We start from the raw sequence: 12,423 nt of genomic DNA, 5'->3' as shown, positions 1-12,423 counted from the left end.
AAAGGAGTAATCCATCGATGTCGGAAAAAACCAATAATACCGCCGTACCTAAAAGAAATATGGTGTATATAATCTCCATCGCCATAACCTTTGCGCTGGTATTTTGGGGGCTCGTCTCCCCGCAAAGTTTCGGAGCGTTCGCCAAGATCCTGAATGGCGGCCTCACCAGCTATTATGGCTGGGGATATATGCTTACGATGAATCTTTTTGTAATATTCTGCATCGCCGTGGCGCTGAGCCGCTTCGGCAATGTACGGCTGGGCCCTGATGATTCCCGCCCTGAATACAGCAACATGTCGTGGTTTGCCATGCTCTTTTCCGCCGGTATGGGGGTGGGGCTGGTATTTTACGGAGCCGCCGAACCGCTTTTCCACTTCGGTTCGCTTCCCTTTGGCGCGGAACCGGGCTCTGTTCAGGCAGCGCGCGACGCCATACAGATATCGTTCTTCCATTGGGGGCTCCACCCCTGGGCGGGATACGCCGTCATCGCCATGCCTTTGGCCTATTATCAGTTCCGCCACAACGCTCCCGGACTTATCAGCTCCATATTCATTCCTCTCGTAGGTGAGGAAAAGGTCCGCGGGACGTTTGGAAAAACTGTTGATATACTTGCCATATTCGCGACACTCGCCGGTATCACCACCTCGCTGGGACTGGGCACCCTGCAGCTCAACAGCGGGCTGAACGCGATATTCGGCATTCCCAAGAGCATCGTCATCCAGATAGCGATAATCGTGATATTGGCCGTCCTTTACACCGGTTCGGCGGCGCTCGGCATAGAAAAAGGGATCAAAGTTGTCACCGACTTCAATCTCTGGGTCTGTCTGCTGCTGATGCTGGCGCTGTTTTTAGTGGGACCGACGCTCCCCATCGTAAACTCGCTGATGACAGGAATAGGCGATTACCTCAGCGGCCTGATTAAAGAGAGTTTTACCCTTGCGCCCTATGGCGGAAAATACGAATCATTCCTCAGCGGCTGGACGCTCTACTACTGGGCCTGGTGGATATCATGGGCGCCCTTCGTCGGTTCGTTTGTCGCGAGAATATCACGCGGACGCACGGTGAAGGAATTTGTAAGCGGCGTTCTCATCGTGCCGGCTCTCGGCAGCTTCACCTGGTTTGCGATCTTCGGAACATCGGCGCTGCATTTGGAGCTTGTGCAGAAGATAAATGTCTCCGTAGCGGTGCTTAAAGACGTATCCGTGGGAATATTTGAGATGTACAGCCACTATCCTCTGGGACAGATAATGTCGGTCGTGATGCTCGTGCTGATCATAACCTTCTTTGTCACCTCGGCCAACTCGGGAACCTTCGTCCTCGCGATGCTGTCTACGCACGGCGATCTGAACCCGCCGAAGAGCAAGATGCTCGTCTGGGGTATACTTATGGCGGCTCTTGCGGTTGTGCTCCTGCTTACGGGAGGTCTGCAGAACCTCCAGACGGTCTCGCTCGCGGCGGCGATACCCTTCTCGCTGATAATGGTCTGTGCCTGCGCCTCTTTCTGGAAGGCGCTTAAAAAGGAAGATAAAAAGGAGAGATAATATATGGATCGCGCACTGCTTCTTTTTGAAGACAAATTTCCCTGCTGGGATGAGGAGACCTTTGCCCTTGTCGGAGAGAATGTTTCCTCTCTGTCGGAACTTGCCGGAGACGGCCTGCTGGTTAAGGACGGCGAAGGCTATGTCCTTACAGAAAAGGGAGAAAAAAGACGTCAGGAGTGCGCGAAGCTCCATTATCTTTCCGCCCTGCCGATTGGTGAATTTGACGCTGAAAAGGCCCTCTGGAACAACCGTCTCTACCTTTTGATGGAAAGGGCCTTTATCGGCCAGTTCGGCATAAAAGAATATTCAGTCAACGAGGCGCTGCCATCCGTGCCGAAATTGGCGCGGGAGGCTCTCTGGGGAATCGAAAATGGCCGCGTCAAATACCGGTGGCCGGAGTCCCCGCTGGTCCGCTCCTTTTACGAGGCTTTTCCTAAATGGGGCGTGGGGACGAGGGGGACTACGCCTCCCGGAGAGGCCGGAATGCGCAGATGGATGGAGGAAAACGGCGCCGAGGCCGACGAGGTGCGCTTCAACCTCATATTGAGAAGCAGGTATGATTTTGAGCTCTACCGCAAAGAGGCTCATCTCCCCGACGACCTTTACTATATGAAGGATGCCGACCGCCTCTTCTTCCTGCGCGCTACCGGAGACAACTACGACGAAATATACGACGCTATAGGAAAGCTGCACCTCTTTCTGCTGGGACAGAGGCGGGTCTATATCCCCGGTTATGCCGACATCGATTCGCAGCAGCAGGAAAACTGGACGATGGTCGTCATAGCCGCTGATAATGAAAGGGAGCTTGAGGGCGTATACGAGCGGCTTTCGCACGACGGCAGGAATCTCATCGATCCGGCCAATCCGCTCTTTATCGTCGGAACGAGCATCGAGCGCCTGCGTCTGCAGCCTAAGCCTGAATATACCGTTTACGACTGGTTCTGCGACCGCAGCGTACACATTGTCAGGCCGGATGTATAAGTCTTATTATTAGGCTTGCACAGGACGATATCTTTTCGAAGAAGCGACCGGCGCGCGGGCAGGCCCTATATTTCTACTTAATATTGAAGATTAGTTTTCGGACCTCCGCAGATACCGTTTCAGGGATATCTCGGAGGTTTTTACTTCTGGCCGATAAAATATACTGCGGCCCGTATTTAAGTATGGTTTTTCCCTATGCAGACGGCATAGAGTATAATTAAACAAATAAATTCCGGATGGATGGTCGGTAATGGTGATAGAAAATAACTTTTTTGAAAAATTCTTCTTTGAGCAGACATTCAACCCCATCGCCCTCTACAAGATAGAGCCGGATATCGGCATTAGGGGTTCGTCGGCAATAATATACATTGATGTGAACAGCGCGTATGAACGTGTGAATAAGGTCAAGCGCGAAGAGGTGGCAGGCAAGAGCTTTCTGGAAGTATGGCCGAACGTTGAGCCGTGCTGGTCCGAGATAATCGAACGCTGTGTGAAGGAGAAACATGCCGTCCACTGTGAGAGCGAGAGCGTCTATACCGATAAATATCTTGAGGCGATAGCCTTTCCCCTGTCTGACGACCGTGCGGCGACGATATTTCTTGACCGGACGGAGCTGAAAAAATCGGAGGCTGAACTGAAAGAAAAACAGAAAAAACTTATCGAGTACCAGTCGATGCTGCGGGAGCTGGCGACCAAGCTGACAATCAGCGAGGAGGCTACCCGGCGCGAGATCGCGACGGACCTTCACGACAGCATCGGCCATTCGCTGCTCTCGCTGTTGCTTGACCTGCGAAAGCTGAAAGAAAACTATCACCGACCGAATGCGGCGGAATCAATTCTGGACGGCGCCATCGAGTCTACGGAGCGGATGATCGCGGAGAGCCGCCAGCTGATATTCGAGCTGAGTCCGCCGATCCTTCTTGAGGTCGGCATCACCCCGGCGCTGGAGGCGCTCGCGGATAAACTCCTGTCGCCGAGAGATATAAAATGGAGCGTTTCGACGAGGGGACAGCTTAAAGACTATCCGGCGGACGACGCCGTCTGTATTATACTGTACAGAATGTCGCGCGAGCTGCTGGTCAACGTCATCAAACACGCGAAGGCGAAGCATGTCCACATAAACGTCAACAGAGGACCGAATAAAATACAGGTCGTGATCGAAGACGACGGCGTCGGCATGAGGAAAAATTTCATGCCCGGCAGAGGCAACACCGGCGGTCTGGGATTATTCAGCATCAGAGAACGTCTCCTGCATATCGGAGGCGATATGCGAATCGTCTCCAACAAAGACGGGACGACGGTCTCTTTGCTTGCGCCGTTAAAATTAAAGGTAAGTGATCTGCGGGAGGGGGCCGATCAATGATAAAACTGTTTATCGCCGATGATCACGAGTTATTTCGCGAGGGGCTTAAGAGCCTGCTGAGCCGTGAAAAAGATATCGCGATAGTCGGCTCCGCCTCCGACGGCCTTGAGGCGGTGAACGCCGTTCAGCGGCTGAAACCGGAGGTCGTCCTGATGGACGTCACCATGCCGAATATGAATGGCATACAGGCGACGGCTAAGATATGTTCCGAACTGCCTGACATCGCCGTTATCGTCATCTCCATGCACAACGACAGGCGCTTTATCGCCGAGGCGCTGAAAGCCGGCGCGCGCGGCTATGTCCTGAAAGAGAGCTCCCCGGAGCTGATGCTTGACGCCATCCGTACCGTGAGCCGGAACGAGGTATTCTTCTCTCCGAAAGTCTGTACGGTGCTTGTCAGCGATTACCTGCGGCTGCTCGGCAATGAGGCGGTTGGCCGCGCGAGCCCGCTATCCGAACGCGAGATGGAGGTGCTGCAGCTCCTCGTCAAAGGGCGCAACGGCAAGCAGGTCGCCGACGCTCTCTCCATCAGTAAAAACACGGTCGATACCCACCGCCGCCGCATCATGGACAAGCTAGGCTGCGAGAGTATGGCCGAGCTTACAAAGTATGCGATACGCGAGGGTTTTCTGACGCTCGAATAACCACCGGGGCGGTTTTTTTTAATCTGGAATTACCGCTTTATTTCATCTCCGGAGCGGTATTCCTTGTGTTTTGCCGGATATCTGCGATTTTTCCGCAGCTTCTTAGTTTATAATATCCCCGTATAAATGAAAGGGTGTGTTGACGATGCCGATATTGATTGGGATAGCGGCCCTTGTTGTTCTCGCGGGCATATACGTCGTAATGTCGCTCTCTCGCTTCCGCGAAAGCGCCGGTGCGATGGAGCAGGCCGTAAGAGAGCTGCTTACGCGGCTGCAAAAGATGGAGTCCAGGCTTGACGAGACTGAGGAGCGGCTGAACGGCAGCCTCAGCGCGATGCGCAAAGAACAGCGCGAGGCGGCCATCGAGGCCCGGGCCGAGCAGGCGCGCGGGATTGGCACCTTCGGCGACGCACAGGCTAAAAGGATCAAAGAGATAGGCGATATGCAGCGCGAAAGTTTCCAGAGCTTCTCCGCGCAGCTGACAAACCTCGGCGAGAGCCAGGCGACGCGCATAAAGGAGATCAGCGGACAGCAGACCGAGAGCCTCGCGGCCTTCTCGACCCAGTTGACGAACATCAGCCGCCTCAACGAGGAAAAGCTCGAGGCGGTGCGTGCCGCGGTCGAAGAGCGGCTGCGCGAGCTGCATAAAAGCAACGAAGAAAAACTTGAAAAGATGCGCGCCACCGTCGACGAGCAGCTCCACTCAACGCTGGAAAAGCGGCTTGGAGAGGCCTTCACCAACGTCTCGGAACGCCTCGAGCAGGTGCATAAGGGGCTTGGCGAGATGCGCGCCCTGACCTCCGACGTCGGCGACCTGAAAAAGGTACTGGCTAACGTCAAAGTCCGCGGTACCTGGGGGGAGATGCAGCTTCGTGTCCTGCTTGAGCAGCTGCTCACTAAAGAGCAGTACGCCGAGAACGTCGCCACGCGTCCCAACCGGAGCGAACGCGTGGAATTTGCCGTGATCCTTCCCGGCGCCGACGATGAGAGCGGAAAAGTTTGGCTGCCGATAGACTCAAAATTCCCGATAGAGGATTACCAGCGCCTCATCTCCGCCTCGGAGAGCGGCGACAGCCAGCAGATAACGGAACAGCAGAAGGCGCTGCGCCTCCGCGTGCTTGAAGAGGCGAAGGCGATACACAGCAAATATATCGAACCTCCCTTCACGACCGACTTCGGCATCCTCTATCTGCCGATAGAGGGACTCTATGCGGAGGTGCTGCGGATAGACGGTCTATGCGAGCAGCTTTCGCGCGACTTCCGCGTCGTCCCCGCGGGCCCCACGACCATCTGTGCGCTGCTGAACAGTCTGCAGATGGGCTTCCGCACGCTCGCGATCGAAAAACGGTCGAGCGAGGTCTGGGTGCTTCTCGGCAAAGTAAAGACCGAATTTGAAAAATTCGGCGAAGTGCTCGAACGGACGAGGCAGAAAATAGACCAGGCGGGAAAAGAGCTGGATAAGGCCGGCACACGCACCAGAGCGATAAACCGCGCCCTGAAAAATGTTCAGCAGCTGCCGGTCTCCGGCGAAGAGGAGTTTATCCAGGCCGAAGCCGACACTCTGGAGGATGAGTAATATCCGGAAAGTATATTTATAATACATGGATAAATGCCGATAGCGCATATAATTATGAAAAGGTGGGATGATAGTGGAAAGAGAAACACTCTGTATCATTGGAAATGCAAAATCTCCTAAAAGCGATCCCATTACGCATCGCTTTGTTCATTTTTTTATAACGTTTATCGCCGATGCCGAGACCGGTGAGATCATAGATTTAGAGGTGTCTACCGCCCTGCAGCTTACAAATATCTTTATCAGAGGATTATTCATTGGGCAAAGTCTTGCTGCGGTGGACGAGGCGCTGCTGGAAAAAGTCCGCACCCATTATCTCGGAACTTCGCAGAGGGCGATACAAGTAGCCTATAAGGATGCGGTCAGAAAATATAGGGCATGGCGAAACAACGTGATAATAACGGAATAATGTGTAAATAAGCTATTTTATAAAATAATATGAGCAATCCATGATTGAAAAAAATGTCAACGGGCATGGGCTGCGGAGACTTTAAAAGATTATTTAAGTTGCATGTTTCTCTATAATTGCTATAATAAATTAACGTTAGTTGCATACTGAACTGTTTTTTAACGATAATATAGGATGGTAAGAGTATTATTGGATGTGATAATTGAATACTCGCTGCTTCTGAGATTGGCCTGTTTGTAGCTTACAAACAGCGGGGATCTAGAAATCCAGCATATATTGGTACTTCACGAGAAGTGCCAGTGTATGCTGGTTTTTTTATTTTTATATAAGAAGGTGGGGGTAACATGAGGGAGATTTTTGAGAAGAGTATTAGTTCATTGGATGGAGAGGTAAGCGTAATCTTTAGGTCTCTGGATGGGCGCGCCGCCTACGATTTTGAACTGGAGGCGGATAAGGTCATGCCGGCGGCCAGCATTATCAAGTTGCCAATCCTTTGGTCTGTGATGCAGAAAGTTGAGCGTGGCGAGGTCGCACTTTCAGATCCTATTTCCGTTCAAGAGGGAGATATGTTTGGCGAGTTCGATGCCCAGCACCATCCCTTGACCGCTTCTGAGTATGCCGTTGGAGATTTATGCCGCTTGATGATAGATCTCAGCGATAATCTGGCTTCCAACATGCTTATCCGCCTGGCTGGCATGGAGAATATTAATTCAGATATAAGGAAATGTGGTTTGAAGCATACTGTTTTGAGGAGAAAGTTTCTTGACTTTGAAACCCAATCTAAAGGCCTTGAAAATTATACGACCCCCAATGAGTCTGTAAAAATGATTATGTTGATGTTGGACAAGGAAAAAAGTGGTTCAAGAATAGGGGAAGAGATGCTAAAGATTTTAGCTGGGCAGTGTGATAAGAACTATCTTTCCCAGTATATGCCCGATATATTCAATTTTGCTCATAAAACGGGCCATATACCGGGAACAATGCACAACGTGGGGATTATTACCACACCTAAACAGAAGAGATACATAATAGCGGTCATGACGACAAAACTTAAAAGCGACGTGGAGGGACTTCGTTTCTTGAATACTATAGGGGAGGCGGTTTTCAAATTCTTAGCCGAGCATGATGGTTAACACGGATGTACAGGGGAATATCCTCCTGATACATGGATAGATATTTTTACAAATAAGAGAGGAAGTGTACGTAATGAAAGAATGGCGGAAATCGTTATTATTAGTAGTTGTAATTGCTTTGTCAGTATGCTGCTGTTTGGCAGGAGCCGCGGACGCGGCGAAGAGGGATGACATAATTGTTGGTGTGGACAGCGATATTGCCGGCCTTGATCCATTTGGGCAAAACGCTACGACGCAGAATATCTGTACGCTGCTTGTATATGACACGCTGCTTCGTATAGACCCTGCTTCAGGCAAAATCGTCCCCGGACTTGCCGAGTCGTACGAGATAGTTTCTCCAAAGGAATATATCTTTACGCTGAGAAAGGGCGTCAAATTTCATGACGGTACGCCGCTGAAGGCAAGCGATGTAAAGTTCAGTATCGAAAGGGCTGCTAAGAGCGCCGGATTTGCCGCCAAGGTCTCATTCATAGACAAAGTGATCCCTATGAATGACAACAAAGTCAAGTTTGTTCTGAAACAGCCGACCGCAACGATCTTGAATGCGTTGGTGTTCTGTGGTACCAGTGTTATGAGCGAAGAATTTCTAAAGAAAAATAACGGAAAGTTTGTTAATAACGGTACCGGACCGTTCAAGTTCGTAAAGTGGAACTCCGGCGACTCTATAATAGTGGAGCGCAACGACAATTATTGGGGGCCCAAGCCTAAGATCAAGACGCTTAAATTTGTTATCATGCCCGAGAATACAGCGCGGGCGATCGCGCTTGAAACGGGTGAGATCGACATCAATAATTCGGTTCAGGGGATAGACGTTCCAAGTATCAAAAAGAATTCAAGACTCGCTATTACCGAATCTCAGAGTGCGATGGTGGATTTTTTCACAGTCAATACCACGAAAAAACCATTCGATAACCTCAAGGTTCGTAAGGCGCTTGCATATGCGATAAACAAGCCTGAGATGGTTACTGTTCTACTTGAAGGCAGAGGAACGCCAAGGAACACGATCCTCGCAAAAACACAGAACTACGCGGACGAGACTTTGCCTGGATATAAACAGGATGTGGCAATGGCAAAAAAACTTCTCGCAGAAGCCGGTTACAAAGACGGATTCTCTGCGGCCTATACGACGAACAGCCAACGTGGCTTGACTTTAGGACAAGTTCTGCAGGCTCAACTTGCTGAAATAGGGGTCAAAATAACTATTGAGAGGATGGAAAGAGGTGCGTTTAACGAACTTATTAAGCAGAACGGGCTTGTTATGACAATTGATGACTGGGCCGCGGCCACCTCTGATGCCGACAATCCCCTTCGCAGTCTGCTTTATTCAAAACATGCCGGTACGACGAACCGTATGTGGTATCAGGATGCTAAATATGACGCGATGCTTGATGAAGCAGTTACGATAACTGATCTAAAAAAGGCTCAGGCCGCATATTCAAAGATTCAGAAATATATAGAAGACAACGTTGCGCTTATTCCTCTCTTCTCTGAGACGCAGACGGTGGCTGCCGATAAGAATATCGGAGGACTTGTCATCCCTAAAGGCGGAGAAATGCCCTATTACCTCGTTTACTGGAAATAAAAGCGAGAGATAAACAAATAGTGACGGCGGGGAGTTATCCTCTCCCCGCCCTTCTCCGACTCTTCATAATGAGAGAGGCGATAGTATGTGGAAATATATCTTTAAAAGGCTTCTAATGCTAGTGCCAGTTATTATAGGCGTATCGTTCATTATCTTTTTCATTGTAAATCTTGCCCCGGGAGATCCAGCGAGAATAATAGCCGGTAAAGAGGCCGACGATCAGACAATTGCGCGCATCCGGGATGAACTTGGCCTAAACGATAATATATTTGTCCGTTACGGTCGGTATATGTTGGGCCTTCTGCATGGGGATCTTGGCAAGTCATATTACAACGATAGGACCGTTCTTGAATCTTATCTGGAAAGGCTTCCTGCTACGATGTGGCTGGCATTTTGGGTTATTCTGATGGCTCTTTTTATATCCCTCCCGTTAGGTATAATAGCCGCCATACGACAATATTCTATCTTTGACAATTTGAGCATGGTAGTTGCTTTGACCGCTATCAGCATACCAGATTTCTGGCTCGGTATATTATTGATTTTACTGTTCTCTTTGATATTAGGATGGCTGCCCAGTGGTGGAAATGCCTATTGGTACAGCGTTCTGCTGCCGGCGGCGTCAATAGGGACGCAGATGGTTGCACTGCTTACCAGAATGACGCGCTCTTCGATGCTTGAAGTTATTCGGCAGGATTACATTACCACAGCCAGGGCAAAGGGACTCACAGAGGTAAAGGTTGTTATGAAACATGCGCTGAAAAATGCAATGATCCCTATCGCCACCACGGCCGGTAATTTTTTTGTCGATATGGTCGGCGGAGCGGTCATCGCCGAGACGATCTTCTCATGGCCAGGCATCGGACATCTGATAGTAGACTCCATCAATAAAAGAGATCTGCCGATGGTCATAGGCTGCATAATATTGACGACAATAATAATTTGTGTCGTAAATCTTATTATTGACGTAACGTACGCCTTTATTGATCCAAGGCTGAAGGCAACTTTGGGCGCAAAGAAATGAGAGAAGAAAAGATGAAAACTAAAGACAAGAACACTAGGGTAGTGAGAAGAAGTAAATTCAAAGAGGTCTGGCGGCGGCTGAAAAAAAGCCATACCGCCATGATCGGCCTTGTCATTCTGATCGTAATATCAGCCGCCGCATTGATCGGGCCGATGTTTATTGATTACGAACAGGATGTGATAAAGCAAAATATCAGAGAACGGCTGCAGGGGCCCAGCTGGAGCCACCCGTTTGGCACGGATGATTTTGGCAGAGATATTTTTTCCAGGATAGTTTATGGAGCGAGGACATCGCTGCTCATTGGAATTGTCTCGTGCGCCATTTGTTGTACGACAGGGGTTTTTCTGGGCGCAGTTGCCGGATATTACGGAGGTGCGCTCGACCAGCTTATAATGCGGTTCTTTGATATATTTTTAGCCTTGCCGAGTATTCTTTTGGCGATAACTATCATGGCGGCCTTTGGGTGTAATTTATTCAACATCATTATTGCCGTCGGTGTCGTTACTATTCCTCAATACGCGAGGATAACCAGGGCTTCGGTGCTGACCGTGATCAACCAGGAATATATCGAAGCTGCGAGAGCCGTCGGTGCCGGTAACTTTTACATCATTACCCATCATGTCCTGCCTAACTGTTTTGCGCCGATAATGGTCCAGGCGACCCTGCGTGTCGCGACGGTTATCTCCTCCGCCTCTTCTCTCAGCTTTCTCGGTCTTGGAGTTCAGCCTCCGGCGCCTGAATGGGGTGCCATGCTCTCGTCGGGGCGGGCCTTTCTGAGAGATACGCCACATTTGGTTATATTCCCAGGACTGGCGATTATGCTGACGATACTTTCGCTGAATCTTTTGGGGGATGGCTTGAGAGATGCCCTTGATCCAAAACTGAAAAAATAGTTATAGGAGAATAAATAATGTCCAGTGAAAAGCCAATACTTGAGATTGATAATTTAGTTGTCGACTACGAGACTGAGGATGGCGTCGTCCATGCCGTCACTGGTATGAATCTCTCCCTGGGAAAGAAAAAGACTTTAGGCCTTGTCGGTGAGACAGGTGCTGGTAAGACGACGACGGCACTTGCCATTTTAAGATTGATACCTGATCCTCCTGGTGTGATAAAAAATGGCAGCATAAAACTCAATGGCGTAAATACCCTGGATCTGTCGATCGGGGAGATGCGAAAATTGAGGGGCAATTTTGTCTCGATGATTTTTCAGGATCCGATGACATCGTTAAACCCGGCGCTTACCGTAGGAGATCAAATCGCTGAGGTTATTGAGACTCACCAAAACGTCTCAAAGGGGGAAGCTCTCAAACAATCACGTAAAATGCTTGAGACTGTCGGTATATCTTCAGACCGTATATTTGACTATCCCCACCAGTTTTCCGGCGGTATGCGTCAGAGGGTAGTAATCGCGATGGCGCTCGCATGCCGCCCTAAACTAATGATCGCCGACGAACCTACTACGGCGCTCGATGTGACTATACAGGCGCAGATACTTGGGGTAATGAAAGAGCTGAAACAGAAATATGACATGTCGATGATCATGATTACCCACGATCTAGGCATAGTTGCGGAGATTTGTGATGAAGTTTCTGTCATATATGCGGGAAAGGTTGTCGAATACGGCACGCTTGACGATGTATTCAATAATACGAAGCATCCTTATACAGAGGGATTATTCAATTCCCTACCAAATATCAACCGCAGGGGTGAAATGCTGAAACCAATACAGGGATTGATGCCAGATTCCACCGACGATATCGTCGGATGTGCGTTTGCTTCGAGGTGTGTTTATGCCTCCGAGAGATGCTTTGTCCTGCCGCCTACCAGGCATACGTTCGCCGAGACTCATTATATCTTATGCTCTGCCTATGACGAACCGGATTTTAAGATAAAAAGGGAGCTTTGTAATGACTGATAATATCTTGGAAGTTAAAGAATTGAAAAAATATTTTTCTACTCCCAAGGGAACGCTGCACGCGGTCGACGGCGTATCTTTCTCCGTTGGCCGTGGAAAGACTTTGGGGCTTGTAGGAGAGTCAGGCTGTGGTAAGTCAACCACTGGCAGGGCAATTCTCCGGCTTCTTGAACCGACGTCTGGCGAAATATTTTTTAACGGTGAAAATATCCTGAAGTATGAAAAAAAGCAGATGCGCAAACTTAGAAAAGAGATGCA

General features: G+C 49.8%; 12 protein-coding genes. All 12 read left to right on the top strand.

The genetic code is table 11. From position 1 onward, the window contains the following. The first annotated feature begins 59 nt into the window (after positions 1 to 59). Positions 60 to 1,541 (top strand): BCCT family transporter, encoded by a 1,482-nt coding sequence (locus LIO98_RS13635; RefSeq protein ID WP_363304450.1) that lies wholly within the window; start codon positions 60 to 62, stop codon positions 1,539 to 1,541. 3 nt (positions 1,542 to 1,544) lie between these two features. Beyond that, entirely contained in the window at positions 1,545 to 2,522 is a 978-nt protein-coding gene (locus LIO98_RS13630; protein WP_066746229.1) for a hypothetical protein, read from the top strand. A 250-nt stretch (positions 2,523 to 2,772) separates the two neighbouring features. Further along, positions 2,773 to 3,885, top strand: coding sequence for an ATP-binding protein (locus LIO98_RS13625; RefSeq protein WP_291958307.1), 1,113 nt, complete (start codon positions 2,773 to 2,775; stop codon positions 3,883 to 3,885). Beyond that, on the top strand, positions 3,882 to 4,529 hold the full coding sequence (locus LIO98_RS13620; RefSeq protein WP_291958304.1) for a response regulator transcription factor: 648 nt from the start codon (positions 3,882 to 3,884) through the stop codon (positions 4,527 to 4,529). The genes LIO98_RS13625 and LIO98_RS13620 overlap by 4 nt, the downstream gene beginning before the upstream one ends. A 145-nt stretch (positions 4,530 to 4,674) precedes the next feature. Continuing rightward, on the top strand, positions 4,675 to 6,105 hold the full coding sequence (gene rmuC, locus LIO98_RS13615) for a DNA recombination protein RmuC (RefSeq protein WP_291958301.1): 1,431 nt from the start codon (positions 4,675 to 4,677) through the stop codon (positions 6,103 to 6,105). 67 nt (positions 6,106 to 6,172) lie between these two features. After that, positions 6,173 to 6,511, top strand: coding sequence for a DUF3870 domain-containing protein (locus LIO98_RS13610; protein WP_291958298.1), 339 nt, complete (start codon positions 6,173 to 6,175; stop codon positions 6,509 to 6,511). A gap of 344 nt (positions 6,512 to 6,855) precedes the next feature. After that, positions 6,856 to 7,644 carry a serine hydrolase gene (locus tag LIO98_RS13605; RefSeq protein ID WP_291958295.1) on the top strand — a complete coding sequence of 263 codons (789 nt, stop codon included), beginning with the start codon at positions 6,856 to 6,858 and terminating at the stop codon, positions 7,642 to 7,644. Between the two features lie 73 nt (positions 7,645 to 7,717). Then, positions 7,718 to 9,226 (top strand): ABC transporter substrate-binding protein, encoded by a 1,509-nt coding sequence (locus LIO98_RS13600; RefSeq protein WP_291958292.1) that lies wholly within the window; start codon positions 7,718 to 7,720, stop codon positions 9,224 to 9,226. Positions 9,227 to 9,311: 85 nt separating this feature from the next. Beyond that, positions 9,312 to 10,247 carry an ABC transporter permease gene (locus tag LIO98_RS13595; protein WP_291958290.1) on the top strand — a complete coding sequence of 312 codons (936 nt, stop codon included), beginning with the start codon at positions 9,312 to 9,314 and terminating at the stop codon, positions 10,245 to 10,247. Further along, positions 10,244 to 11,140, top strand: coding sequence for a nickel transporter permease (nikC, locus tag LIO98_RS13590; RefSeq protein ID WP_291958287.1), 897 nt, complete (start codon positions 10,244 to 10,246; stop codon positions 11,138 to 11,140). The genes LIO98_RS13595 and nikC overlap by 4 nt, the downstream gene beginning before the upstream one ends. Before the next feature lie 17 nt (positions 11,141 to 11,157). Further along, positions 11,158 to 12,165, top strand: a complete 1,008-nt coding sequence (locus LIO98_RS13585; protein WP_291958284.1) for an ABC transporter ATP-binding protein — start codon at positions 11,158 to 11,160, stop codon at positions 12,163 to 12,165. Further along, positions 12,158 to 12,423, top strand: a 266-nt coding sequence (locus tag LIO98_RS13580; RefSeq protein ID WP_291958281.1) for an ATP-binding cassette domain-containing protein, incomplete at its 3' end; no start/stop codon positions are given. The genes LIO98_RS13585 and LIO98_RS13580, both read left to right, overlap by 8 nt.

Source organism: Cloacibacillus sp., from assembly GCF_020860125.1.
Lineage (GTDB): Bacteria > Synergistota > Synergistia > Synergistales > Synergistaceae > Cloacibacillus.
The sequence above is the reverse complement of the archived record's forward strand: the minus strand, read 5'-3'. Positions and strand labels throughout refer to the sequence as shown.